The organism is Actinomyces oris, from assembly GCF_001929375.1.
Lineage (GTDB): Bacteria > Actinomycetota > Actinomycetes > Actinomycetales > Actinomycetaceae > Actinomyces > Actinomyces oris_B.
In genome coordinates this window covers 1-26544 of record NZ_MSGO01000039.1, presented here as the reverse complement: position 1 = coordinate 26544, position 26544 = coordinate 1, and the positions used below count along the sequence as shown (strand labels likewise).

General features: G+C 69.3%; 17 protein-coding genes and 1 pseudogene. 10 read left to right on the top strand and 8 right to left on the bottom strand.

Going from position 1 to position 26544, the window contains the following annotated elements; translation table 11 throughout:
• From BKH32_RS09835 to BKH32_RS09820, 4 genes are all read right to left on the bottom strand, one after another.
• On the bottom strand, positions 1 to 227 hold a 227-nt coding region (locus BKH32_RS09835), incomplete at its 3' end, for an AAA family ATPase (protein ID WP_178384609.1).
• A gap of 80 nt (positions 228 to 307) precedes the next feature.
• Positions 308 to 6520: a fibronectin type III domain-containing protein gene (locus tag BKH32_RS09830; protein ID WP_081376773.1), complete on the bottom strand. Its 6213-nt coding sequence runs from the start codon at positions 6518 to 6520 to the stop codon at positions 308 to 310.
• The gene (locus BKH32_RS09825; RefSeq protein WP_021606967.1) at positions 6517 to 6957 is read right to left on the bottom strand and encodes an adenylyltransferase/cytidyltransferase family protein; all 441 of its coding nucleotides are present in this window, start codon (positions 6955 to 6957) and stop codon (positions 6517 to 6519) included. Before BKH32_RS09825 ends, BKH32_RS09830 begins: the two co-directional genes overlap by 4 nt.
• A complete protein-coding gene (locus BKH32_RS09820) occupies positions 6957 to 8411 on the bottom strand; it encodes a sugar transferase (protein ID WP_075249866.1) in 1455 nt (484 codons plus the stop codon). The genes BKH32_RS09825 and BKH32_RS09820 overlap by 1 nt, the downstream gene beginning before the upstream one ends.
• Before the next feature lie 719 nt (positions 8412 to 9130).
• Between BKH32_RS09820 and BKH32_RS09815 the strand changes: the two genes are divergently transcribed.
• The 3 genes from BKH32_RS09815 to BKH32_RS09805 all read left to right on the top strand — a co-directional run bounded on the left by BKH32_RS09815 (position 9131) and on the right by BKH32_RS09805 (position 12242).
• Positions 9131 to 10390 (top strand): oligosaccharide flippase family protein, encoded by a 1260-nt coding sequence (locus BKH32_RS09815; protein ID WP_075249868.1) that lies wholly within the window; start codon positions 9131 to 9133, stop codon positions 10388 to 10390.
• Between the two features lie 169 nt (positions 10391 to 10559).
• Complete coding sequence (locus tag BKH32_RS09810) at positions 10560 to 11294, top strand: CDP-alcohol phosphatidyltransferase family protein (protein WP_075249865.1); 735 nt, start codon at positions 10560 to 10562, stop codon at positions 11292 to 11294.
• 54 nt (positions 11295 to 11348) lie between these two features.
• Complete coding sequence (locus BKH32_RS09805) at positions 11349 to 12242, top strand: hypothetical protein (protein WP_075249864.1); 894 nt, start codon at positions 11349 to 11351, stop codon at positions 12240 to 12242.
• 104 nt (positions 12243 to 12346) lie between these two features.
• On the opposite strand, the gene BKH32_RS09800 is transcribed toward BKH32_RS09805, so the two are convergent.
• Positions 12347 to 13522: a glycosyltransferase family 4 protein gene (locus BKH32_RS09800; RefSeq protein ID WP_075249863.1), complete on the bottom strand. Its 1176-nt coding sequence runs from the start codon at positions 13520 to 13522 to the stop codon at positions 12347 to 12349.
• Complete coding sequence (locus BKH32_RS09795) at positions 13519 to 14652, bottom strand: DUF1972 domain-containing protein (protein ID WP_075249867.1); 1134 nt, start codon at positions 14650 to 14652, stop codon at positions 13519 to 13521. The genes BKH32_RS09800 and BKH32_RS09795 overlap by 4 nt, the downstream gene beginning before the upstream one ends.
• Before the next feature lie 737 nt (positions 14653 to 15389).
• Here BKH32_RS09795 and BKH32_RS09790 point away from each other — a divergent pair.
• From BKH32_RS09790 to BKH32_RS09770, 5 genes are all read left to right on the top strand, one after another.
• Entirely contained in the window at positions 15390 to 16928 is a 1539-nt protein-coding gene (locus BKH32_RS09790; protein ID WP_075249862.1) for a hypothetical protein, read from the top strand.
• 149 nt (positions 16929 to 17077) lie between these two features.
• On the top strand, positions 17078 to 17761 hold the full coding sequence (locus tag BKH32_RS09785; RefSeq protein WP_252862748.1) for a hypothetical protein: 684 nt from the start codon (positions 17078 to 17080) through the stop codon (positions 17759 to 17761).
• A gap of 459 nt (positions 17762 to 18220) precedes the next feature.
• A complete protein-coding gene (locus tag BKH32_RS09780) occupies positions 18221 to 21295 on the top strand; it encodes a LamG domain-containing protein (protein ID WP_075249860.1) in 3075 nt (1024 codons plus the stop codon).
• A gap of 210 nt (positions 21296 to 21505) precedes the next feature.
• A complete protein-coding gene (locus BKH32_RS09775; RefSeq protein WP_075249859.1) occupies positions 21506 to 21796 on the top strand; it encodes a type II toxin-antitoxin system RelE/ParE family toxin in 291 nt (96 codons plus the stop codon).
• A gap of 100 nt (positions 21797 to 21896) precedes the next feature.
• Positions 21897 to 22868, top strand: a complete 972-nt coding sequence (locus BKH32_RS09770; RefSeq protein WP_075249858.1) for a diaminopimelate dehydrogenase — start codon at positions 21897 to 21899, stop codon at positions 22866 to 22868.
• A gap of 72 nt (positions 22869 to 22940) precedes the next feature.
• Here BKH32_RS09770 and BKH32_RS09765 read toward each other — a convergent pair whose 3' ends face one another.
• Positions 22941 to 24020: a glycosyltransferase family 2 protein gene (locus tag BKH32_RS09765; protein WP_075249857.1), complete on the bottom strand. Its 1080-nt coding sequence runs from the start codon at positions 24018 to 24020 to the stop codon at positions 22941 to 22943.
• 143 nt (positions 24021 to 24163) lie between these two features.
• Here BKH32_RS09765 and BKH32_RS09760 point away from each other — a divergent pair, with 143 nt between their 5' ends.
• The gene (locus BKH32_RS09760; RefSeq protein WP_075249856.1) at positions 24164 to 25222 is read left to right on the top strand and encodes a glycosyltransferase family 2 protein; all 1059 of its coding nucleotides are present in this window, start codon (positions 24164 to 24166) and stop codon (positions 25220 to 25222) included.
• Positions 25219 to 26271 carry a glycosyltransferase family 2 protein gene (locus BKH32_RS09755; RefSeq protein ID WP_075249855.1) on the top strand — a complete coding sequence of 351 codons (1053 nt, stop codon included), beginning with the start codon at positions 25219 to 25221 and terminating at the stop codon, positions 26269 to 26271. The genes BKH32_RS09760 and BKH32_RS09755 overlap by 4 nt, the downstream gene beginning before the upstream one ends.
• 74 nt (positions 26272 to 26345) lie before the next feature.
• Here BKH32_RS09755 and BKH32_RS14760 read toward each other — a convergent pair.
• Positions 26346 to 26483 (bottom strand): annotated as a pseudogene (locus BKH32_RS14760) (transposase); the annotation flags it as partial.
• Between the last annotated feature and the right edge of the window lie 61 nt (positions 26484 to 26544).

Here is a 26544-nt window from a genome sequence, read left to right as displayed (position 1 = left end):
AACTGGATGCGCGAGTGCGTCCCCTGCACCGAGGCCGCCAGGGCCCGGGCCAGGGCGGTCTTGCCGGTGCCGGGGGCGTCCTCCAGCAGGAGGTGGCCCTCGGCGAGCATGGTGGTCAGGGCCAGCTTGATCACGTCTTCCTTGTCGAGCAGCGCCTGACCGACGTTGTTGACAATGGTGGAGAAGGCGTCAGCGAACCATGTCGCGTTCTCGGGAGTCATCGGCATGGAATCAATGATCCTTCGGGTGGAGAGAGGTGAGTGTGTGACTTGTTGCGTTGCGGGCATCGATCTGGTTAATGATCCGGTTACTGCTGGGTGCAGGTGACGGTCTGGTTCCATCTCGGTGTCCGGTGAGGGAACTTGTGCCGGGCGTAGCCGTTCTTATCGAGAGTGACCTCCTCCTCGTTCCAGGCGGGCTGCCAGTCCCAGGTGTCCCAGTGCCAGTAGCCGCAGGACAAGGTGCTGTTGGGGTTGCCGGAGAGGTCGAAGACCATCTGGTAGCAGGTGCCCCAAGGGCCGAAGGGACGGCATGTCTGCGAGTAGTCCACGGAGAACTGCTGCTGCGTGCCAACCGCGACGGGCTGCTTCTTGTCGTCGTCATCATCGTCATCGTCGCCGTGCTTGGGCGGCCTGGTGACGGTGTCGCAGCCCCACTCGGAGGTGCCGGCGTTGTTCTTGGCCCGCACGCACCAGGTGAGCGACTCACCGCGCTTGAGCTTGCCGGTGTAGGTGTCACCGATCTCGACGTCCTCCACGGTCTTGCCGCCGTTGCTGGTCTGCTCGTACTTGGTGCTCGCACCGTTGTTGGCCCCGGGGCTCCAGGAGCAGGAGACCCTCTTCTGCTTCTTGCCGGTGAGCTCGCAGCTGACCGAGGGTGATGACGGCGGACCGTAGGGCGCCACCGGCGAGGAGGCGACGACGTCGGAGTACTGTCCGCCGCCGTTGGCGCGGGCGTAGACGGTGTAGGTCTGCCCGTTGGTCAGTCCCCGGATGGTCGAGGAGGTGGTCCAGGTCACCTGGTCGACGGAGTACTCCACCGTCAGCTCACCCACGCTCCAGCCGTTGCCGGCCCGGGGCGAGGAGCTCACGGACAGCTCGCCGCTGTTGCCGGTGGCCCTGACGGCGGGGGTCGACGGCGTCAGCGGGGTCGGCTTGTAGCTGTAGCTGGCCTGGCCCGAGGTCTTGGAGCCGTGACCGTTGTCGGCCTCGACCCAGAAGGTCCAGGTTCCGCGCGAGACCGAGACCGTGGTGGAGGTGGCGCCTCCCACGTCCTTGGAGTCGCTGGTGTGCCCGTTGGTGTAGTGCAGCGTGTAGCTCACGGGGCTGCCGTTGCCGTTGGCCGCCTGCCAGCTGACGGTGACCGTGGCTCCGTTGGGGGTGATGACGGGGGTCCCGGGGGTGCCGGGCTCGCCGTAGGGCGTCACCGAGTTGGACGGGGAGGACCACTCCGAGACCGTCCCCTGGCTCGACCTGGCGCGCACCTGAGCGGTGTAGGCGCGTCCCGGGGCGACGTCGAAGGAGGCCGAGCCTCCGGAGAGGCCCGTCTGCACGGTGCCGTCCGACAGGCGCACGTCGTAGGTCGCCGTGCCCCCGAAGGGGTCGTCCACCTCGGTCCAGGTGGCGGTGAGCTTGCCCGAACCGGCCGTCAGCGTGGGCGCCGCCGGGGTCTTGGCGGTGGCGTTGTGCTGGTAGGACACCGTCGCCGCCTCGGAGTCGCCGTACTTGTTGGTGGACACGACCTGGATGCTGTAGCTCTTACCGGGCGTCAGGCCACTGATGAGGCAGTTCGAGGTCGAGCAGGACTGCTCGGTGCCGTTGACACTGACCTTGTAGCCGGTGATGGGGGAGCCGTTGGCGGAGCCGTCGGTCCAGGACACGCGCGCCGAGTTGGCATCCACGGGGGTCACGTTCACCCCTGAGGGGGCCGCGGGCGCCACCCCGCCGACCTGCACGGTGATGGTGCCGGTGACGGCCCGGGACTCCGAGCCGGTGGAGTCCAGCACCTTGTACTGCGCGGTGATGGTGCCGTGGAACCCGCTGTTGGGCGTGATCGTCACGGTCGTTCCCGAGACGCTGATCGCGCCCTGCCCGGAGGTGATCGTGGGCGTGCCGGACAGGGTGATCGGCTTGTCCGGGAAGGGGTTGCTCACCGCCTTGGACACGTCGGCGCTGACCGCCTCGCCGTTGCGGGACTCCAGGTTGATCGGGGCCGTGGTCATGAGGGGCTTGTTGGAGGCGCTGACCCGAACGGGCAGGGAGGCGCTCACCGGCGGGTTGACGCCGTCGGAGACCGTGATCGGGATGGAGCCCGTGGTGCCCTCGGCGGTCTTGTCGGCGGCCTTGACCGACAGCGTCGAGCCGCTCAGGGAGATCTCGAATCCCGCGGGGGCGGGACCGGCCTGGAAGGAGAGCTTGTCGTTCGGGTCGGGGTCGGTGGCCATGGCCGCCAGGTTGGCCGTCACGGCCCCCTCTCCGGGCGCCACCGTCACCTCGGTGGGGGTGAAGGTCGGCGGCCGGTTCGTCGAGGACTCCACGATGATCGGCAGCGTGAGCGTCGAGTTCAAGGCATCCGAGCCGGTGCCGTCGGCCACGGTGAAGGTCACCGAGGTCTGCCCGGTGAAGCCCGAGTCGGGGGTGAAGGACAGCGCCGACCCGCCCGAGGCGGCCTTGGCGTCCTTGGTGCCCTTGGCCATGTGGATGGAGGAGGTGTCCGTGATGACGGGCTTGGTGCCCTCACGGGTGAGGATGTAGGAGGACAGGTTGATGTCCGTGGTCTTGTCCGCCAGCACGCGCGCGGGCACGGCCGAGGGGTTGATGCGGGGCCGCAGCGCCGAGCGGGCCGGCACCACGACGACGGCGTGGCCGGTCAGCCCGTCGGCGTCGGTGATCGTGTAGAGCACGAGCCGCTGGGTCTCGCCCACCGTCAGGCTCAGGGAGTCCTTGCCCACCTCGACGTCGGGGTCTGAGGAGGACAGCTTGAGGTCCCACGGCGAGCCGTCGGTGTCCTTGTCGTTGTCCAGGACCGGGACGGTGACCCGGCCGTTGGCGTCGACCTGGTCGACGGTGACGTAGTCGTCCACGCCCACCGGGTTGGCCAGGGGGGCGTTGCTCGAGACCTGGACGGTGACGGTGCCGGTGTCCGTACCGCCTCGTCCGTCGGAGACGGTGTAGGTGACCGAGTGGTTGCCCTCCTTCTTCGGCAGGTCGAGCACCAGGCGGCCGGCCCGGATGGACACGCCCAGGGAGGGGTCGCTGGAGACCGGGTCGCCCTCCAGGGTCAGGTTGTCGCCGTCGGTGTCCAGGTCGTTGGACAGCACGTCCACGGCCACGGTGCGCCCGGGCTTGGCCACAACCAGGTCGTCAGTGGCCACCGGGGCCACGTTGAGCGGCGAGGCCTGGGCGACACCCACTCGGACCGTGCCGGTGGCCTGGGCCCCGAAGCGGTCCTCGACGACGTAGGTGAAGGTGTCGGTGCCGGTGGCCCCCTCGGAGGGCGTGTAGGTCAGCCACGAGGAGTTGATCTCCACCGAGCCCAGGGACGGGGCCTGGTTGAGGCCCACGAGGCTCACCGAGTCGCCGTCGGGATCGATGCCGTCCAGCGGCACGGTGATGTTCGTGGTCGAGCCGGCCAGAGTGCGGGCCTCCAGGTTGCGCGGTGAGGGGGCGGAGTTGTGCTCGGCGTCCTGGGCGCGCACCTCCACGGTGAGGATGCCCGAGGCGGTCTGCCCCTGGTCGTCCTTGGCCGTGTAGGCGTAGGAGGTGCGGCCGGGCCGGTTGCCGGCGCGGAAGCGGACGGTGTTCTCACTGACCCAGGCGGTGCCCAGCTCGTCGCCCACCAGGCTCACCTGGGAGTCCACCGACAGGTTGAGACCGGCGGGGGAGGAGTCGTTGTCCAGGACCGGCACGGTGACCACGTCGCCGGCCCGCACGACGGCGGTGTCATTGGTGACCACCGGCGGCTGGGGCTGGGACTGGGTCACCGGGACGACGGCGACCTTCCCGGTGGCGCTGGAGGTGCCGTTGGTGACGGTGTACTCCACCGTCAGGTTGGCCGGGACGGTGCTGGCCGCGGTGATCTGCAGCAGGGAGTGGTCCACGACCGTGACGGTGACCCCGGAGTCCGACGGGGCCTTGACCGACTGCAGGACCAGGATCCCCCCGGAGGGGTCGAAGTCGTTGTTGAGCGGGGCGATGGTCGTCGAGCCGCCGTTGCGCAGCAGGGCGGTGTCGTTCTCGACCTCGGGAGGCACGGTGGCGTCGGCCTTGGGCGTGACGTCCACGCGCACGATGCCCTGGGCGGTGTTGGCCCCGTCCATGACGTCGTAGGTGAGGTAGTAGGTCTGGGCCTGGGCATTGGCCTCGGTGGAGAAGGTGAAGACACCGGCCTGCTGGTCGACGCTGATCGAGGTCCCGGCCGGGGCCTCCTGCACCGCCGCCAGGCGCAGCGTCCCCCCGGAGGGGGAGGTGTCGTTGTCCAGGGGCGAGACGACGGCCTTGGAGCCGGCGACGACACGCACGTGGTCGGCGTTGGCGATCGGCTTGGCCGACTGGGCCGGCTGCACGTCGACCTTGACCACGCCGGAGGTGGTCTCCCGGCCGTCGGAGACGGTGACGGTCAGGTCGCGGGTGCCGGTGCCTGCGCCCAGCTCGCGCACCGTGACGGTGCCCTCGTTGGAGACCTTGGTGTCCAGCCCCTCGCCCTGGGCGGAGACCAGGTAGAGGTTGTCCCCGTCGGGGTCCAGCCAGTGGCCCAGCACGTCCAGGGAGCCGGAGGCCTTCTCAGCGACCGTGAGGGTGGGGGTGGTGATCTGCTTCGGGGCACCGTTGACGTCCCAGCCGTGGACGTCAACGGTGGCGACGGCGGAGTCGCTCATGCCGCGGCCGTCGTCGGCCGTGTAGGGCACGGAGAAGCTGCCGGAGGCGTTGTCCGGGATGTCCATGCGCAGAGCCAGTCCGCCCTGGGCCTTGGTGGCCTTGAGCGAGCCTCCGTTGTCCTGGGGGGTGGCGGTGAGGACGTCGCCGTCGGGATCGGTGTCGTTGGCCAGCACGGGCAGGAGCGCGGAGCGGCCCGGGCGCACGCCGAAGCTGTCGTCGGTCGCCTTGGGGGCGTGGTTCTCCTCAGTGCGCTCCGGGGGCGTCTGCGAGTCCGAGGTGTTGGCCGAGTCGTCCTTCTGATTGGCGTTGTCGTCGGTCTGGGCGGTCTTGTCCGTCCAGTCGTCGATGAGGACGAGGTCCTCGTTGGGCAGCCACACCGAGCCCGTGTCCAGGTCGTTGAGCACGATGGCGTCGCGGTTGACCCGGAAGACCGGGGCGGAGGAGGAGGCGAGCTTGTCGTCGTGGGCGGTGTCGGTGCCGCCGCCGAACAGTCCCGAGCAGCTGCGCACGAACTGGCCCGAGCCGGACCAGGCCGCGTAGACGCACTTGCCCAGTCGCACCGGCTGGGCGGGCACGCCCTCAGGGGCGGGGCCCTCCTTGGCCGACGGCGTCCTGGTGACCTTGCCCCCGTCCATGGGCACGGAGATGAGCTCGTTGCGGGAGGCGACCAGGACCGAGTCGGCCTCGGGACCGGGCTGCTGGAGCACCAGGCCGGAGGCCCCCAGGCTGACGGACTTGCCCTCGGGCAGGTGGAGGATGCCGGTGCCGCGTTCCAGGACCACGGGCTGGTCCCCGACGGCGGTGATGGCCAGATCGGTGCCGGCGGTCAGCTTCAGGGAGGTGTTCGTGGCCTCCTTCCAGCCCTTGTCGCTGGTCTCCAGGGAGACCAGCGACTTGCTGGTGGCCGAGACGGCGTGGATGGCGCCGTCCTTGCCGATGGCGGCCACGACGTCGGGCATGCCGGTGACCACGGGGGCGGCCGCGGCCAGGGAGCCGGCCGACGTGGTCTTGGCGGCGCGGATGGTGCCCTGGACCTTGTCGACCGCCATGACCCGGTCCCCGCCCTGGGCGATGGTCACGCCCTTGGTGAGCTGGGTGCGCCCGGAGAAGGCGACCTGGGCGGGATCGACCGAGGAGACGGAGGCGTCGCCGGAGTCGGGGACCAGGACGTCCTCGGCGTTCTGGGTGACGTCGAAGGAGGACGAGGAGGTGCGGATCGTGCCGTCGACCTCGCGGGAGGGGTAGTTGAGGCGGGCCACCAGGTGCTTGGAGGTGGAGGTGACCCACACGCCGCCGTCGTTGAGGTGCAGGTCGGCCTGGGCCACGCCATCGTGGAGCCAGGCGGCCGTTCCCAGGGCGGTGACGCACATGACGGCGGCCAGCGACGACAGGCGCTTGCGCAGCCGCACGCGCTGGGCGCGCGACTGGGGGATGCGGAAGGTCGCGGCCAGCCGGGAGGTGGTGGTGCCGGAGGTGAGACCCGAGCCGAGGTCCTGAACGTCGTCGGGCTGGGAGGCCTTGCTCCGCCGTCGGGGTCGCAGGGCGCTCGCGGCACGGGCGAGCAGACCGGGACGGTCCGCGGCGGAGTCGATGCTGCTCGACGGGGTGTCGGGCGTCTCGAAGTCGTTACGTGAAGTGGTCACTTGGCCCCTTGGGGACTACGGGATGCGACCTCCTGGACGAGGGTGCGTCGCAGCATCGTCGAGGAGGTGGTGGGTGTGTAGGGCAGGTAGATCACCGAGGCCCCGACCTCGGCCATCTCGGCCTCCAGGCGGCGGCCCTTGTCGGTGCCCTCCCAGTCGGTGCCCTTGAACAGCACGTCGAAGGGGGAGCGCTTCCAGGCCAGGCGCTTGTCCTGGTCGTAGTCGGGGACCACGGAGTCCACCATGCGCAGGGCGGCCACCATGGCCATGCGCTCGGCCAGGGGCACGATGGGGCCGCGCCCCTTCATCCGCTCCAGCGACTCGTCGGTGGCGACCCCCGCGATGAGGCGGTCGCAGCGCTTGGCCGCCTCGGTGAGGATGTTGAGGTGCCCCACATGCAGCATGTCGAAGCCGCCGGGGACATAGCCGGTGATCATCAGTAGGCTCCCTTTCCGCCGATAACCGCGCGCAGCGTTCCGGCGAAGATCTTCGCGTCCAGGACTCCGCCCCGGTTCTCCACGTAGTGACGGTCCAGGGCCACGGTCGAGGCCCAGGACAGGTCCGAGCGTCCGGAGATCTGCCACAGACCGGTCAGTCCGGGCTTGACCAGGAGACGACGCAGTGCCTCGGCGTCGTACTTGGCGACCTCGACGGGAAGGGCGGGGCGGGGCCCCACCAGGCTCATGTCCCCGCGCACGACGTTGATGAGCTGGGGGAGCTCGTCGATCGACAGGCGGCGGATCCAGCGGCCCACGCGGGTGATGCGCGGGTCCTGGCGGTCCTTGAACATGACCTCGTTGCCGGCGTCGCCACCGGCCTTGACCACCGAGGCGCGGCGCGCGTCGGAGTCGATGTACATGGAACGGAACTTCCACATGGTGAAGGGCTTGCCGTTCTGGCCCACGCGGGTCTGGGTGTAGAAGACCGGACCGGGGGAGTCGATGCGGATGGCGAGCGCGGTGGCCGCCAGCAGCGGTGAGATGAGGGCCAGCCCGAGGGCGCCGGCGAGGCGGTCGAACAGGGCCTTGCCCGCGGCGCGGGTGCGTCGGGTCTTGACGGCGATGAGGCCGGTCCAGCCGTGCGTGACGGTCAGGGCCCGCATGCGCCCGGGGACGACGTCCTGCAGCCCGGGGGCGACGACGAGGCGCACCTGGGTGCCCTCCAGGCCGCGCATGAGGGTGACCAGGTCCTCGGGGATGACCGAGCCGACCGTCATGACGGCGTCGATGCGCTCGGCGTGCAGGGTCTGGGCGATGTGCTGGGGGCTGCGCACGGGCTCTGCCGAGTGGAAGGCACGGTCCTGCCCGGAGGACAGGTATCCCACGATGAGGAAGCCGTCCATGGGGTGGCGGCGCAGCTGGGTGAGCATGGGCTGGGAGCCCGAGCCCATGACGATGAGGGTGCGACGCAGGGCGTGCCCCTCGAGGCGGCGGCGGCGCAGCCACCCGGCCTCGATGGAGCGCCCGGTGACGGCCAGGAGGAGCTGGGCCGCCAGGGTGGCCAGCAGAGTGGTCCGGGCGACTCCGGACAGGTCGGCCAGCAGCAGGGCCACCGGGAGGCTCACCGCGGCCGCGGCGACGAAGCGGCCCGTGCCGGGGCCGGCCTGCTCGACGGCGTCGATGCCGAGAGCCCCCAGGAACCAGGCGACGAGCACCATCGTGATGCCCACGGTGGTCGCGGACCAGACCAGTGGCAGGTGGCCGTCCAGGAGGGCGAGCCAGAAGGGGACGGCGACGGCGAAGAGATCGGACAGGACGAGCCAGATGACGAGGTCATAGCGCGTGCGTGCCCAAGGACTGCGCGGAGCGGTGGGGGAGGTGGCGCCGGCTGCTGCTGTCGAGGGACGCCGGTGCTGCTCGCGCTGGGGCAGTGTCAGGGTCGAACTAGACAAGGTGGACTCCGCAGGGATGATCGTGGGTGGGCAATAAACTGGTCGGCTAGTGCTGACGGGACGTCGCGAACAGCAGCGTTTAAGAATGCTACTAAGTCTTTCGGACGTTATTTGTGGGAAGTGGCCAAGATCGCATGGGTGGGACGAGGAGTCGAGAGGTATCTGAACTGTCTGTATGTTACAGGTGCGCAACGATATGGGGATGTCGATGCGCCTGTGAGGGACCTTTCAGGGTTCTTCCAGCAGACGGAGTGTTGGCTGGTCAGGGGCGTTTTGCTGGGGTTGTGCCAAGGAGGGTGGGTGGGGGGCCGTCTATGTCACAAGACGATAAACAAAAGATACCAGGTCGTCGATCCCGATGCGTCTAGTCTCATGCCTGTCTTCGGGTGTCTTTCCGATGCCGGATTGTGACCTTCCTACAAGATCAGGAGTGCGATGTGACCCAGTCGAGTTCTTCGGCGCCCGTGCCGGCTTCCGGGCCGGCCGGGGCGCAGCCGGCGGACGGCGGCGCCCCGGCCGGCGCCACTGAGTGTCGGAGACCTGTGGATGTCTCAGACGCTGCAAGCCTTTCGACGGCTGAGGCGAGCGATGGGGCGGCCGTGTCCCGGGCCTCTCGTCCTTCGCCGCTACGGCGGCTCGGCGGGATCCTCAAGCGGGGGTCGTCGTCGGGCGCCAGCTGGTCATCTGTGGGAACCACAGCCGTGGCCAAAGTGGTGGTCATGGGGGTCTCGGGCATCTTCGGGCTGGTCAACACCAGCCTCATCATCAGGCACTTCGGGGCCGACGCCTTCGCCCAGTACGGCCTGCTGGCGACCTTCCCCACCCTCATGCCCTTCACCGACCTGGGCATCGGCGCGGTCATCCTCAACACGGTGGCGAGCTCGAGCGACCCGGCTCACGACTCGACCGTGCGGCGCACGATCACCACTGCCGTCCGAGTGCTGCTCGGCTCCGCCCTGGTCATCAGCACCGTCGGCATCGTCATCATGCTGCTGGGCGCCTGGCCCGGGCTGCTGGGGGACAAGCTCATGGAGGGCGGCGGGCTCACCGCCACCGTCTGTCTCATCATCTACGCCGCGGCCCTGCCGCTGTCCGTGGGGCAGCGGGTCATCATCGGCCTGGGACGCTCAACCACCCAGGTCATCAGTCAGGGGGTCGTCTCCCCGGCCATGTCCTGCTTCCTGCTGCTGGCCATCGTCACCGGGCTGGGGCGCGGCAACGCCGTGTCCATCTACTCCTACATCGCCAACGCCCTGGTGTCGATCATCTGCATCGTCGTCGCCTGGCGCGCCACCCGCCCCCTGTTCAAGGGCGCCCTGAGGGACGTGCCACGGCTGCGCAGCGTGCGCGGCGTGCGCATCGTCAACACCGCGGGACCCCAGCTGCTGCAGTCCCTGGCCATCCCGATCGCCTTCCAGACCGACCGCCTCCTCCTGTCCCACCTGGGGCAGTCGCAGGCGCTGGCCGAGTACAACCTGGCCAACAACCTGTTCAACATGCTCACCCAGACCGTCATGGCGGCCGGCGTCGCCATGTGGCCCATGTTCGCCAGAGCCCGGGCCGACAAGCGCGTCGAGAGCCCCTTCAAGCCGGCCATCGCCTTCAGTGGGGGCGGCTTCCTCCTGGCTCTCGCCCTGGTCGCCATCACCCCCTGGGCCGCCCGAGTCATGTCCCACGGCAAGATCGTCCTGCCGGCCGCGCTCGTGTGGGCCTTCGCCGCCTACGTCGCCGTCGAGGCCGGCAAGCAGCCGCTGGGCATGTACATGACCGACCCGCGCGGCCTGCAGTTCCAGGTCGTCCCGGTGCTCATCCTGGTGCCGATGAACCTCGCCATCTCCTGGGCCCTCATTGGGCGCTTCGACGCGGCCGGACCTATCCTGGGCTCGGTGATCTCGGTGATCCTGTGCCAGATCCTCCCGTATGCCTGGTGGGTGCGCCGGGACGTGGCCAGGCGTCGTCGAGAGCTGGCGCGGCGGTGATCCCCTCCTTGTGGGCCGTCGGTGCTGAGCCGGCTCGCGGAGCCCGGGAGCCGACGCCGTGCCCCGACGCCCGACCACTGCCCGACGTCCCCCGACTCCCTCATCTATCCGTTCCTCATCTGTCCAACACCCGGCCCGGTTCCCCGGGCCCCGCTCAAGGAGAAGCCTCATGAGCTCCCCCGCTGGTTCCCCCACCATCGCCGAGAACATCAGGGCCCTGTCCCGGGCCCAGAAGTCCAAGGCCGGTGCTCCCCTCTACTCCCGCATCATCAACCGCCCCGCAGGTCGGGTCCTGGCCGCGATCGCCCACCGGCTGGGCGCGACCCCGGACCAGGTGACGGTCCTGTCGGCGCTGTGCACCTACAGTGGCATCGCCCTCATCGCCCTGTGGCGTCCTACAGCCGTGTCCACCGTGGCGACCGCCCTGCTGCTCATGTTCGGGTACGCCCTCGACGCCGCTGACGGGCAGCTGGCGAGATTGCGCAACGGTGGATCGAAAGCAGGTGAGTGGCTCGACCACGTCGCAGACGTTATTAAGCTCTCGACAATTCACGGAGCCATTGCGATCTCACTGTTCCGTTTTGCAGAATTACCGGCCCCGGTCCTGCTTATTCCGTTGGCTTTCGGAGCGGTTCAAAATATTCACTTCTTCAGTTATATTCTGACGTATCAGCTGCGTTATCACGGTGGGACGCCCCTGGCCAAGGACGAGTCCCGCCCCGGCGTCCTCAAGTCGGTCCTGTCGGCTCCCACGGACTACGGGCTCATGTGCTTCGTGCTCATGACCCGCTTCGCGCCCACGGTCTTCCTGTGGGTGTACGGCATCATGCTCCTGGGCTACGCGGGCTACGTGGCCCTGGCCCTGCCCAAGTGGTACCGCGACCTGCGCAAAGACCTCCAGTAGCGCCTCGTCGAGATCTCCAATCACTTTTCCCTCAATCGTCTGTTAAGGAATCTTATGGCTCTGCTAACCGGCCGCAAGGCGCTACTGGTCTATACGGGACGCAAGGACGGGCTGGGCAACCGCGTGCGCGCGCTGCTATCCGCTCAGGAGCTCGCCCGGGTCGAGGACCGCGATCTTTACTACGTGTGGAGCACCGATGAGTACTTCGGCCCCCGGATGGATGAGTTGTGGCGCTTCAAAGGGGGCAGCCCCGTATCGCGCCTGACCTCCCGGGCGCTCCTCCCCCTGGCCCGGTACCGCCAGCCCAAGGGCGTTCGGATCACCGCCGATCTGCGCCGCCGCCACCTGTGGCAGATCCACTCCCACGGCCTGCCCGTCACCTGGGCGGACCCAACCTGGAAGGAGGGCGCCGGACCCGCCGGGCCGCGCCCCTGGACCGAGCGGCTGCGCGAGCTCACCCCCGTTGACGAGATCGCCGATGAGGTCCGCGCCCTCTACGACGCCCACCTGCGGGGACGCCCCTACGTCGGCATCCAGGTGCGCACCCACGCGGTCTCCCACGCCAAGACCATCGAGTCCTCACCGGTGGAGTGGTTCGCCAACCGGATGCGCCAGATCCGCGCCGACCACCCTGACGTGCCCTTCTTCCTGTCCTGCGACACCCCCGAGGCCCAGAAGCAGCTGGCCGGGGAGTTCGACGGCTGCGTCTTCCTGACCGACAAGGGTGGATACAACACCGTCAAGGGTGTGCGCTCGGGCCTGGTCGACCTCTACCTGCTGGCCAGCTCCCAGCACCTCATCGGGGCCTCCTTCTCCAGCTTCGTGGAGATGGCCGTCTTCCTGTGCGACGGCGTCGTCCCCTTCGAACGGCCCGACCAGCCCCTGGACGGCGAGTTCAGCCTGTCCCTGGGGCTGGCCGAGGACCCGCTGCGCCCCGCCCAGCGCTGACGATCCGCCGAGCCGGGCGTTTCTCGCGTAGCCCTACAGAAAAACCGTAGGGCTACGCGAAATATGTCGGTCTCGGCAGAAACCAGGAACGCGGAGGTGGGGCCTCAGCGCTTGAGGAGCTCGTCGACGATCCGGGTCATCGTGGCGCGGTACCCGGCCACGGAGAAGCGCTCGGCGGCCTCGCGCTCGCCCTGCTCGGCGAGCCGGGCCGCCAGGGCCGGGTCGGCCGCCAGGGAGCCGAGGGCATCGGCCAGGGCCTGCGCGTCGTCGGCGGGCACGAGCAGGCCGGTCGCCGAGTCGGTGACGACCTCGGCCAGTCCCTGGACCCGGGAGGCCACGAGCGGCCGGGCCGCGTGCATCGCCTCGACCGCCGTGTTCCCGAAGGGCTCGGCCCGAGAGGGCACGACGACGGCGTCGGCGGCCTCCAGCACCGGCCAGGTGGGGTGCACGTAACCCAGCAGCTCGACGTGCCCCGTGAGGTCCTCCTGATCTGCGCGCTCACGCAGCTCGGCCTCGTACCACTCGTAACCGGGGAAGACCGAGCCGCACACGCTCAGGGAGGCATCCACCCCCGAGCGGCGCAGCAGGCCGACGGCGTCCAGAGCCACATCCACGCCCTTGCGCGGGGACAGGCGCCCCACCATGGCGATTCGGAAGGAGTCCCCGGGCCGCCTGGGGCGCAGGGCTTCCAGGGGCCGGTCCGGTCCGGCGACCCCGTTATGGACCACCTCCGTGCGCGAGGCCAGTCGCGGCTGAGCGTCCAGGAGCGCGTCGCGGGCCGCCCCGGAGTTCGCCACGATCCGGGAGGCCGCCAGAAGCGGGGCGTTGAGCCCGGCGCGGATGATCCGACGCTGGGTGTCCTCGGCCTCGTGCACGTGGGCCAGCACCGGCACGCCGGCCGCGCTTGCGGCCACCGGCCACCAGGGGATCGTCACCGTGTTGGTGAGGACCACCTCGGCGCGGCTGGCGCGGATGACCGACCGCAGCCGGGCGACCTCCGGGACGGCCTGCGCCGACAGCCTCGCCAGGCCGGTGGGACTCAGCAGGGCCTTGCGCAGGACCGTGAAGGGCATGACGGCCACGCGGGCGCCGGCGTCGCGCAGCACCTGGACCAGGGGCCCGTCCTGAGGCAGGGCCACGAGAACCTCGTGACCGGTCTCGATGAGTCCGTGAATGGTCTCCACCAGCTGCCAGTCCGAGCCGTACAGGTCGGGGGAGGGGTGGGCTACAAGAACCCGGGCGGCACCAGTGCGGGTGCTGCCCGCCCCGCCCCGGCTCACCAGCTCACCTTCCCGGTGCGGCGTCCGGAGGGCCGACGGCGGACGGGACCCCCGAGCGCCAGGCGCCGGGCCAGGGCCTCGTAGCCGGAGGCCACCTCGTCCCAGTCGTAGAGAGCCGCTCGCTTGCGGGACGCCTCGCCGCGCGCGGCCTGGGCCTCGACGTCGGACTCGGCGGAGACGACCAGGGCGGCCACCTCGTCGGGCGTGGTCCAGTAGCGTCCGGCCTCGCCCAGGACCTCGCGGTTGAAGGAGACGTCGAAGGCGTCCACCGCGGCCCCGGCGCCAATGGCGCGCAGGAGGGAGGGGTTCGTGCCGCCTACGGAGTGGCCGTGGTAATAGACCAGGGCGCCGGAGTAGAGGGCGTCGAGCAGCTCCTGGTCCCACAGGCCGCCGAGCAGGTGGACGCGGTCGTCGGCCAGGGACTCGATGCGGGCGGTGTAGTCGTCGGCGTAGGGGGCCGAGCCGACGACGACCAACGGCATCGTGGCCCCGGAGCGCACGTAGCCGTCCACGATGACGTCGACGTGGTTCTCCACCTCGAAGCGGGCCACCACCAGGTGGAAGCCCTTGGGGCTCAGGTCCAGCTCGGCCAGGCGCGAGGTATCAGCCGAGATGCGGGGCGCCCCGTAGGCGAGAAGGTCGGTGGGGGCGTTGAACTCCTCGGTGTAGTAGTCGGCGATGCCCTGGGCGTCGGCGATGAGTGCGTCGGAGTAGCGCACGGCCAGGGCCTCGGCAGCTCGGTAGTAGCGCTGACCGGTGGGGCCCCACTTGCCGCGGCGCCACTCCAGGCCGTCGACGTGCGTGGCCACCGGAATGCGTGCGGCGCGCAGGGCCGGCAGGAAGGGGGAGTTGGCGGCGTTGAAGACGAAGGCCGCGTCCGGGTGAGTGCGGCGCAGCAGGTGGACCACCGACAGAGCCGTGTGGGACAGGGTCTCCAGGCTGCGGTTCTTCACCGAGGGCAGCTCGACCAGCCGCATCCCCAAGTAGGTGTTGGGAAGCGGGGTGTCCGGCTCGGGGTTGCGGCAGTAGACGAGGACCTGGTGGCCGCGGTCGGCCAGGCGTCGGCCGACCTCCTCGACGGCGGTCTCGAAGCCTCCGTAGCGCGCGGGGACGCCTCGCGTCCCGATCATGGCGATACGGAGCCTGTCCGGGTTCACAGCAGTCAACGGAGTCCTTTCGAAGGGCGGCGGAGCCGGTAAGGGATGGGAACCAATGATCCCCTTCGATGCGACTGCCGGTCGCGGTGAGGGCGGAGGATCATCGATGAGGGTGACGGGGCGGTGCTGGCAGTGACGATGAGGATGGTGATGATGAGGCGATGGGTGAGGAGGTGAGGTGCTTGGGCTCTCGCCCCTGAGCCCGCAGGTTCCTGCGGAGCCTTCGAGGACTCGTTGTGCCGCGTGCACCCGGTACACCCGGTCAGCAGTGTAGAGGCAGGTGGGCGTCGGGACACGCCGAACGAGTCGTCCCGTGAGTACCTCCGACACTCCGGAGCGCGGGGTCGGGGCGCCGCGCTGGTGGTGCGCCGGAACTATGGTGGAAGGATCGCGTTCGACTGGTCCGCACCACCTGGGTGAGCGCTGAGCATTCCAGCCAAGAATCGGGTGTGGAACCCGGTGCGTGTTAGTGAGAGGCTACCTGTGAGAAAAGTGGACGGAGGGCGCCCTTCGATGACGTTCGTGATTGATTCCACAACAAGAGGTGGGGCAAAGTCTGCTTGAGGTGTTATCAAGACGTTACCTCTGTAATAGCCTCGTGACCGGCGCCGGTCCCGCTGCCCTCCCCTCGGTTCGGTCTGCGGTGGGGCTGCTCCCGTCATGCTGCGCCACCTACCCACGTTCCCTCACGTCTTAAGAACGGAGCACTCGTGCATTCTTTCCGCGCTGTCTCCAGTGTGGGGGCGGTCCTGACCGCCCTCCCTCTCGCCCTTGGTGCGCTCGTCGCCCCAGCTGTTGTCACGCCCCCGGCCGCCGCAGCCCCGGGGCAGGTCGCACTCGCCTCCCCGCAGGTTCTGCCCACCCCCCAGATCGACGGCATCGTCTGGGACCAGGTGGTTGTCGGCAATACCGTCTACGTCGTCGGGGAGTTCAAGAACGCTCGTCCCTTCGGTGCGGCCGAGGGTGAGAACGAGTCTCCTCGTTACAACGCCATGGCCTTCGACATCACGACCGGTGCGCTGCTGGACTGGGCGCCCAAGGTCAACGGCAAGATCAGCTCCGTCACGGCCTCGGCCGACGGCTCCACCATCTACCTCGGCGGCACCTTCACCTCCGTCAACGATGAGACGGTCTATCGGGTGGCGGCGGTGGACGCTACTGGCAAGCGCAAGCCGCTGGGGGCATCGGCCAACGGGGCGGTCTGGGACCTGGAGCTCTCCCCCGACGGTTCCACCCTGTACCTGGCGGGCTCCTTCACCCAGCTCAACTCCTCGGCGCGTCAGCGCGCCGGTGCTGTGGATCTGAAGACGCATCGGGTGACCGGCTTCGCCCCCCAGGTCGATGACTACATGGTGCGCTCCATCACGGTGGCCGCCGACAACTCCGCGGTGGCGATCGGCGGCTCCTTCACCTCGGTGGGAGGGGCCTCCGACGCATACGGTCTCGCCGTCCTGGAGAAGGACGGGTCCCTGCGGCAGACCAACATCGCCAGCGTTGTCCGCAACGCCGGGAGGCACTCTGGGATCATGAGTATGAAGTCCGACTCCCGTGGGGTCTACGCCGTCGCCTACTCCCAGGAGGGCGCCTTCGAGGGGATGTTCCGGGCCAGCTGGACCACCGGGGACATCGACCTCATGGCCGACTGTCACGGCGACACCTATGACGTGCTGCCCACCAATGACGTCATCTACATCGCCGGACACACCCACGACTGCAGCAACATCGGTGGCTTCTCCGACGGGGAGGAGGACGGCAGGTACCACCACGCCGTCGGCTTCTCCAGCGCGGCCACCGGAACCGTGCAGCGCAACAAGGTCTGGGGCTACAGCGACTTCGAGGGGCAGCCCGCGCCCACTCAGTACAACGGCTTCCTGCCCGGGTTCGCGAACGGTAGCTACAGCGGACTGAACCAGGCCGTGTGGACCGTTGAGGGCAACGGCCAGTACATCGTCTACGGCGGTGAGTTCGTCGCGGTCAACGGCATCCACCAGCAGGGACTCGTGCGCTTCTCCGCGAGCGGGGGCGATGCCAACGATCAGGGAGGCAACGACAACAACGGCAAGGACAAGAACAAGAAGAACAAGAACAAGAAGAACAAGAAGAACAAGAACAAGAAGAACAAGAAGAACAAGAACAAGAAGAAGCATGACGACTGGGACGACCAGGATGGCTGGGACGACCAGGATGGCTGGGGTCACCAGGACGACCGGGGTCACCAGGACGACCAGGACGATCAGGATGATGAGTGATGATGACGGCCATGAGAACCGTTGGATCTGCGGGTCTTCGCGGCGTATCCCCCGAAGCCTCCGGTTCTGTCGTCGGTGGCGGTGTGCTCCCGAACTCAGTGCTCGCTGAAGGCGGTGCAGTGCGCGGCGGAGGCCGTACGCTTCGGCACGTGTCACGAACTCGAATGCTGATCCTGCCCGCCGTCCTGGTGCTGGGGCTGGGACTGGCCGCCTGTGGAGGCGGAAAGTCCCAGAGCACTGCCAGCCCCTCCGCCTCCGCCCCGGCCTCTGCCAGTGGCTCGGCCTCTGCTCCGGCCGCTCCCTCGAACGTCGCCACGCCGACGGTTCAGACCGCGAAACCGACGGCGGCGCCTGCGTCCCCCTCGGACGATGTCTCCACCCCGGACGCCTCCTCGATCGATCGCAAGGCCGTTGAGACCGGTGACCTGTCGAAGGATGAGTACCCCGAGGTGGGCCTGGACAAGTCCGTCCGCGTCGATGGGGACCTGGTGGTTTCCCTGGGGCAGTTGCAGGCGAAGGACTTCGCCAGCGGGCCCGGCGAGGTGGGAGGTCCTGGTGTCCTGATCCCGGTGACGGTGACGAACAGGTCCAGCCAGGACCTGCCGCTGGCCAGTGTGCTGTCCACCACCGTCAACTACGGCGAGGGCGCTGGTACGCCCGCCAGTGAGATCGTCTCGGCCTCGGACGCGGTACCGCCCAAGCTCGCAGCCGGTGAGACGGTGACCGTGAATCGGGCCTTCGTCATTCCGGCGGAGGGGCGAGGAAATATCAAGGTCGTTGTCGATCTGGGTGCGGACCATGGGGCCGCCACCTTCCGGGGCTCTGCCGGCTGACCCGGGACGAGTCTTCTGAGGGCGTTAGTCGCTCTTCGACGTCCTTGTCATCCAAGGCGCCGTCCGTTGCCCATGAAAGTGGGCGACGGACGGCGCCTTGGCGTGGCGGGTGGTCCGCTCGGGCGGCCCGGCTGGAGGCCCTTGATCGTTGCTTCGCCGTGACATGAGATGAAGCGGCTCTGAAGACAACCTGAACGATGTCTATATGGGAGATGGCTCCGATGGTGAGGACTTATAGGCGCGCCGGAATCCTTGAAACGCCGGGACAATGGCGCCATTCGAACGAATGGTCGGTGCGTGGGGGGGACTGTTCCACTCTGTGGTGTGTGCCAAAACAGCGACGGGCAAGTTGTCGACGGTGTACGATGAGCCCGCCCGTCGACCCAGGTCGGGTGCGGAGTACCAGCCCCTCGTGAGGTTGCGTGTCCGTTATCTGTGTATGTTCTGAATGGAATACCTGTGAAGCTCCCCCGCCGACTCCTGAGCGGCCTGCTGGCCGCGGCTCTCGTTTCCATTGGTGCCGTCACGCTCGCTCCGGCATCTCCCGCCGCCGCGGACCCGGCCCCCGCCGGTGCCGCCGGCACCCCCAGCACCGTCTCCGCCGACGCCCTGCCCACCGCCCAGATCAATGGCATTGTCTGGGACCAGGTCGTGGTCGGGGACATCGTCTACGCCGTCGGGAAGTTCTCCTCGGTCAGGCCTGCTGGATCGCCTGCCGGCCAGAATGAGTCGCCGCGCGGCAACGCGATGGCCTACAGCATCAACACCGGTGAGATCCTCGACTGGGCGCCCACCACCAACGGCACCATCAACACCATTGCCGCCTCCGCCGACGGCCAGACCCTCTACCTGGGCGGCGAGTTCACGACGCTGAACAACCAGACGGCCTGGCGTGTCGGAGCGGTCAGGGCCTCCGATGGCCAGCGCGCTCCGCTGGGCGTCTCGGCCAACGGCAGCGTCAAGGCCCTGAGCGTCTCCTCCAACGGGCAGACCCTCTACATCGGCGGGGCCTTCACCCAGGTCAACTCCTCGGCCCGCCAGCGCGTCGCCGCGCTCAACCTGAGCAACCAGCAGCTGACGAGCTTCGCGCCGAAGATCGACAACTACTACGTGCGCAGCATCGTCGAGGCCGTTGACGGCTCGGCCGTGGCCATCGGCGGGGCCTTCGAGTCCGTCGGGGGCAGCGACAAGCCCGGTCACGGGATCGCCATCTTCGAGAAGGACGGCAGCCTGCGCAAGAACAACGCCTCCAGCGTGGTCCGCGGCGCCGGCGCCGAGGCCTCCGTCATGAGCGTCAAGGCTGACGAGCAGGGCCTGTACGCGGCGAGCTACTCCCGGCTCGGCACCTTCGAGGGCGTCATGCGCCTGAACTGGGTCACCGGGGACATCGACTACATGGCCGACTGCCACGGCGACTCCTACGACGTCCTCCCGGCCGGCGACGTCGTCTATGCCGCCAGCCACTCCCACGACTGCTCCAACATCGGCGGCTTCCCGGACGTCTCGTACCACTACCACAACGCGGTGGCCTACACGAACGCCGCCACCGGAACGGTGCAGGAGAACCACGGCTGGGGCTACAAGAACTACGCCGGCCAGAACGCCACCACGAACCTCAACTTCTACCCCGACTTCACGCCGGGCAAGATCTCCGGCGCCGTCCAGGCGACCTGGACCGTCGAGGGCAACGACAAGTACGTCGTCTACGGCGGTGAGTTCCTGGCCGTCAATGGCCAGGCCCAGCAGGGACTGGTGCGCTTCGCCCGCCGTGACATCGCCCCGAACAAGCAGGGGCCCATGGACAAGGGTGGTGCCTTCAAGGTCTCCGGCACCTCGCCGCGTGCGGGCGTCGTCTCCCTGTCCTTCAAGGCCAACTGGGACCGGGACGACAAGACCCTGACCTACAACGTCTACCGCGACTCCATGAACGGTCAGCCGGTCACCAGCCAGACGGTGACCGCCGGCTTCTGGGAGCGCCCCGATCTCAGCGCCACCGACGTCGTCGAGCCTGGAAGCACACACCGCTACCGGGTCCAGGTGACCGACCAGTGGGGCGCCTCCACGGTCTCGGACTGGGTGACGGTCAAGGCCGCTGAGGGGCAGGGGCTGAGCAAGTACGGTGCCCGTGTCCTGGCCGACGGTGCCGCCCACTACTGGTCCTTCGATGAGACCAGCGGTGACAAGGCCGAGGACTTCGTGGGCCAGCGCAACCTGACGATCCGAGGCAAGGCCTACAAGCGCGGAAGCGGGTCCGTCCTGGGCTCGGGCTCCTCGCTGGGCCTGACCTCGGACAGCAAGAACAAGTCGCACGCCGCGACGCGCGTCGCCTCCCAGGCCCCCACCTCCTTCGCCATGGAGACGTGGGTCCGCACGACCTCGACCTCGGGCGGGCAGATCATGGGCTACGGCTCCTCTGCGACCAACCAGTCGTGGAACCACGACCGCGTGGTGTACATGCGCAATGACGGCACGCTCAGCTTCATGCTCTACCCGGGCAAGCTGACCACCATCACGACTCCTAAGAGCTACAACGACGGACAGTGGCACCACATCGTGGCCTCCATGAGCCCGACCGCCGGCGCCATGCTCTACGTGGACGGCAACCTCGCCGCCTTCGATGCCGCCATGACCTCGGGGCAGAGCTACTCCGGTTACTGGCGCATCGGTGGGGACACCCTCAGCGGAGTCAACGGACAGCCCTCCAGCACCAACATCCAGGCCGACATCGACGAGGCCGCCGTCTACAGCACTCCGCTGTCCGCCCGGCAGATCGCCGAGCACTACACCGCGGCCACCGGTAAGCAGGTCGAGCCGGACAAGGGCGATGGCAAGGACAAGGGCAACGGTAAGGACAAGGACAAGGACAAGGGCAAGGACAAGGACAAGGGCAAGCAGCCCGAGGGCAAGGCTCTGCTGGAGGACCCCTTCGAGCGCAGCGTCAACGGCGGCTGGGGCAAGGCCGCTACCGGCGGTGAGTGGAAGACCACCTGGAACGCAGCGGCCTTCTCAGTCGACGGCACCAGCGGCCGGATCGCCATGGCCGGTCCGCGCTCCTCGGCCTCCATCATCTCCGATCCGATCAAGTCGACCTCAACCGACGCCGTCGTGGACTTCTCCCTGGACGCGGTGCCCTCCGGGAACGGTGCCTTCATCTCCTACGCCGCCCGCACGACCAAGGCCGGTCAGTACCAGGCCACGGTCCGCATCGGCAGCACCGGCAACCCGGTGGTGACGGTCTCGCGCGCGGTCAAGGGCAAGGAGACCTCCCTGGGCTCCTACGTGCTGAAGCAGCCCTACACGGCCGGCCAGCCGCTCCACCTGCGCATGGTGGTTGACGGCGCGGAGTCGACCAACATCCAGGCCAAGCTCTGGGCTGGTGACTCCGAGCCCGCCGAGTGGGGGATCGAGACCGTCGACAACGACAAGACCCTCAACGAGGCCGGCAACGTGGGGCTGACCACCTACATGTCCAGCTCGGCCGGACCTCAGACCGTGACCCTGGCGGTCGACAAGATCACCATCAAGCAGCACTGACGCCGTCGAGCGCAGCGCGCCTGCGGGGCGGGCCGGGAAGACACGTTTCTTCACGGCCCGCCCTGTTTCTCTGCGCGCGGTTGTTGGCCAGGCGCGATACCGCTCGTTTGATACCAATAATTGGTAGGGTGTGGGCATATCAGTGAATACCTCCGTCAGCCTCGATGACCACTTCGCTGGATTCATCGCGGCCAAGGCGGTAAGGACGTCGTGAGCACCTACCGCCTGACCCCGGCTGCGCGCGGCGATCTGTCACGTATCTGGGACTACAGCGAAGAGCGCTGGGGACTGCGGCAGGACGAGGTCTATCCGCGTGATCTTCAGACATGTCTGGAGCGCCTCGCAGACGATCCCCGTCGCGGGCGTCCCAGAGATGAGGTACGTCCCGGCTACCGGAGCCGCGCCGTCGGAAGCCATGTCGTCTTCTACGTCATGAGTGATGGTGGTGTTGATGTGATCCGTGTGCTCCGCCAACGCATGGACCCCGGCAGACACGTGTAGCCCTGTCGACCAGGAGGCGGTCACTCCCCGACATGTCACACGCAGGCAACACGGAGCGTCCCTAGGATCGCCCTGTAGTGAGAACCCACCAGGAGGAACCATGATCAGGGTAGCGATCAACGGATACGGCAACCTCGGCCGCGGCGTCGAGCAGGCCATCACCAAGAACGCGGACATGGAGGTCGCCGTCGTCTTCACCCGACGCGACCCGGACGGCGTCACCACCCAGGGGGCTCCCGTCGCCCACGTCGACGACATGGCCGCCTGGGCCGACAAGGTCGACGTCTGCCTGAACTGCGGGGGCTCGGCCACCGACCTGATCGAGCAGACCCCTGCCGCCGCCACCCTGTTCAACACCGTCGACTCCTTCGACACCCACGCCCGCATCCCCGAGCACTTCGCCGTCGTCGACGCCGCCGCCAAGGCCTCCGGCCACGTCGCCCTGATCTCCACCGGCTGGGACCCGGGCCTGTTCTCCATGCTGCGGGTCCTGGGCGAGGCCGTCCTGCCCGACGGCGCCACCACCACGTTCTGGGGGCCCGGCGTCTCCCAGGGGCACTCCGACGCCCTGCGCCGCATCGAGGGCGTCGTGGACGCCAAGCAGTACACCCGCCCGGTGGAGGCCACCGTCGCCGCGGTCAAGGCCGGCGACGACGTCGAGCTGACCACCCGCTCCATGCACACGCGGGACTGCTACGTGGTGGCCGAGGAGGGCGCCGACCTGGCCCGCATCGAGCGGGAGATCGTGGAGATGCCCAACTACTTCGCCGACTACGACACCACCGTCACCTTCATCACCGCCGAGGAGCTGGCCGCCGAGCACGCCGGTATCCCGCACGGCGGCTCCGTCATCCGCCGCGGGCACACCTCCGAGGGCGTGGCCGAGACCGTGAGCTTCGAGCTGCAGCTCGGCTCCAACCCGGAGTTCACCGGCTCGGTCCTGGTCGCCACGGCGCGCGCGGTGGCCAGGCTGGCCGCTCGCGGCGAGACCGGTGCGCGCACCGTCTTCGACGTGACGCTCGCCGACCTGTCCCCCACGAGTCCGGAGGACCTGCGCGCCCACTACCTGTGAGGCGGACGGACAGCCAAAGGCGTCCCGCTGTCGGCCCCGCGCCGGCGGCGGGACACCGAGGCGCCGGCTGCGTCAGTCGCGGATGAGGGGGACGTCGACGTCGGGCAGCTCGCCACGGCGGGCGGCACGCAGCAGCCTCATCCCGTCGCGGGTGGCCTGCGCCGCCGTGATGAGCGGACGGCGAGTGCTCAGGAGCTGGCGCCTGCCGCCGCGCAGGACGATCTCGCGGGCGGCCCGGCCCGCCGTGGCCACCCACCGGCGCTGCGTGATCCGGTCCAGGTGCAGCCCGGCGTACAGCAGCCGGTTGCGCACGTTGTAGTAGTAGTAGATGTCCGACTTGGCGCGGTCGGGCTGGTCGTCCTCGGAGTGGGTGCCGCCCTCGTCGTGGACGGCGACGGCGTCGCGCACCAGGGCCAGGCTGCCCCCGGCCGCCATCACCCGGGCCGAGAAGTCCACATCCTCCCAGTACAGGAAGTAGCGCGCGTCCAGGCCGCCGGCGGCCTCGAATAGGTCGGTCGACAGCGCCAGGCAGGCCCCCGAGAGCCACGGCTGGGTCCCGCCGGGGGGAATCGGGCGCGGTGAGCGGCGCGAGCGCATCGAGCCGTCGGCCAGGCACACGACGATCCCGTCGGAGACGATGCGGCCACTGGAGTCCTTGAGCACCGGCGCCACCAGGGCGAGCCGGTCCGCGTGCGCCCTGGCCACCAGGCGGATGAGGTCGGCCCGGGCGATGACGGCGTCGGGGTTGAGCAGGACCAGCAGGTCGGCGCCGAGCTCGCGGGCCCGGGCCGCCCCCAGGTTCATGCCGCCGCCGAAGCCCGTGTTCGTCTCCGGCAGAACCGCCTCCCAGCCCCGTGAGGAGGCCAGCGCCACCAGCTCCTCGCGGGCGGCGGGCGTGGAGTAGTTGTCGACGACGACGATGCGGGCCTCGGGGGAGTCCTCGGCCACGCGCGCCAGCGTGCGCTCCAGCAGCGCCGCCGAGTCGTAGCTGACGACGATGACCGCCGTTCGCGAGAGCAGCTCGTCGCCGGAGAGAGCCTCGGGGGCCTCAGTGATCTCGACGGCCTTGGCGGGGGCGCCGGTGGCGGGGCCGGTCGGATCGGCGGCCTCGGGGGAGTCGGCGCCCTGGGCGGGGTCAAGGGGGCTGGTCATCAGAGCAGGAGCCTTCCGGGTACGGGGCGACGTCATGGCTCGGGTGCTCCCGCCGTGAGGCGCACCCGCTTCGTGATAGTACCGTTAGACCCTGATATCACGCCGCGATCCGCCGGCAGGCGGGAGGAAGGACGGGGCTGGACGTGCACCTGACCATCGCGATGCTCACCTACCGCCGCAACGACTACCTCGCGCAGGTGATCCCCGAGCTGCTGGCGCAGGCCGACGACGTCTGTGACGCGCAGACGACGGTGGGCGTGCTCATTGTGGACAACGACCCGCAGGCCGGGGCGCGGTCCGTCGTCGAGGCCGCCCGGGCGGCACTGGCAGGCCAGCAGCCGGAGACGGCCGAGCCGCCCGGGGCGGCTGACTCGGGCGCCATGGCGGTGACGTCGCGGCTGGTCTACGTCCACGAGCCCGAGCCTGGCATCGTGGCCGGCCGCAACCGGGCCCTGAGCCAGGCCCACGGCTCCGACGCCCTCATCTTCATCGACGACGACGAGATCCCCTCACCGGGCTGGCTCAAGGCCCTCGTGAGCACCTGGCGCGCCCAGGGCTGCGCCGCCGTCACCGGTCCCACGCCGCCGACCTTCGAGGTCGACCCCTCCCCGTGGGTCGCCGCCTCAGGCGCCTTCGACTCCTGGGAGGCCGCCGACGGCGCCCAGGTCCGTAGCGCCGACACCGGCAACCTGCTCCTGGACCTGGCCGTCGTCGAGGGCCTGGGGCTGCGTTTCGACCCGCGCTACGGGCTCACCGGCGGCGAGGACTCCCTGTTCACCCGCCAGCTCACCCGCGCCGGCGGCGTCATCCGCTTTGCGGCCGGGGCGGTGGTCACCAAGCGCGTGCCCGCGGCCCGCGCCCGGCGCACCTGGGTGCTGGAGCGCTCCCTGCGCTCAGGCTCGTCCTGGGCCCGAGTGCGCATCGACACGGCCGGGCCCGCCGACGGCGGTGCCTCCGGCCGGCTCGCCCGTCTCAGGCTGCGTCTGGGCTACGGTGCCAAGGGACTGGCCAAGGCCGGAATCGATGGGGCGCGCGCCGGCGTGGCTCGCATCCGCGGCGACGTGCCCGCCCAGGCCCGCTACGAGGTCTCCTCGCGTGGCGGACTGGGCATGGTCGTGGGCGCGCTGGGTGTCCACGTGCGCGAGTACGGTCGCCCCCGGCGCCGAAGGAGCACGGCATCGGCCGGCAGGAGGAACGCATGAACCGGCTGACGATCGCCATCCCCACCTTCCGCCGCCCGCAGGACCTCAAGCGAGCCGTCAGCGGGGTCCTGGAACAGGCCGGTGCGTTGGTCGACGGCATGAGTACCGAGGCCGGCGACCCCGAGGACGACGCGGCGGGCGTGACGGACGTGGACAGGGCGGCCGGCGGGGGCGTCTGCGACGTCGAGGTCCTCGTCATCGACAACGACGCCCAGGGCACCGGGCGCGAGGCCGCCCTCGCCGCCGCGGCCGACGCCGGGGTTCCAGTGCGTTCCTCCAGGGACGACCCGGAGGAGCCCGGGGCCGTGGGTCTGCGCTACGTCGTCGAGCAGCGGCCCGGTGTGGCGGCGGTGCGCAACCGCGCCCTGGACGAGACCGGCGGACGCGACCTGCTCGTCTTCATCGACGACGACGAGGAGCCCGAGCCCGGCTGGCTCGCCGCCCTCGTGGGGCTGCGGGCCTCCACCGGCTGCCAGGCGGTGGCCGGCCCCGTCATCCCCGTCTACGAGGTCGAGCCGGAGGCGTGGGTGCGTCTGGGCGAGTTCTTCGTGCGCAGGACCTGGCCCACCGGCACGGTCCGCCCGGTGGCGGCCTCCAACTGCCTGCTGCTGGACCTGGGCTTCGTGCGCCGGGTCGGGCTGCGCTTCGATGAGGCCTTCGGCGCCACCGGGGGAGAGGACACGCTCTTCACCCGCCGCCTGAGCGCCGCCGGCGGCGTCATCCGCTGGTGCGATGAGGCGCGAGTGCGTGACCACGTGCCGGCCTCGCGCCTCGTGCGCCCCTGGATCCTGCGGCGGCAGCGCTCCCACGCCGCCACCTCGGTGCGTGTGGAGCTGGCCCTGGCCGGTGGTGGGGCTCAGCCGGTCATCCGGGCCCGGGCCGCGGCCGGTGGCCTGGTGCGCATCGTCGTTGGCGGTCTGCGAACCGCCGGCGGAACCGTCATCGGCAGTCCTCGGCACGCGGCCAAGGGGGCCCGGCTGCTGGCCCGGGGGCGAGGAATCCTGGCGGCCAGCGTCGGAGGCGGCGTCCACCGCGAGTACGACCACTGAGGCGGTGCCGAGTGAATCGGTGCCGAAAGGGGCTCTTCGTGTTTGAGGGTGTGGTAGGTGGCGTGCTCTTTCCTGTACCTGGCGACCCAGTTACCCACCGTTTGGGCTACAAGACCGTATGAGGCGGCCATCGAGACGATCGTGCGGTCCTTCTCGATCACCTCACGCACCACTTTGGTCTTGAACTCGTCTGAGTATTTCGCTGCTGGCATGGTCTCCATCCTATCGACTCAGGGGAAGAAAAACTCCCCCAGTCCGAGAAACACCACGCAC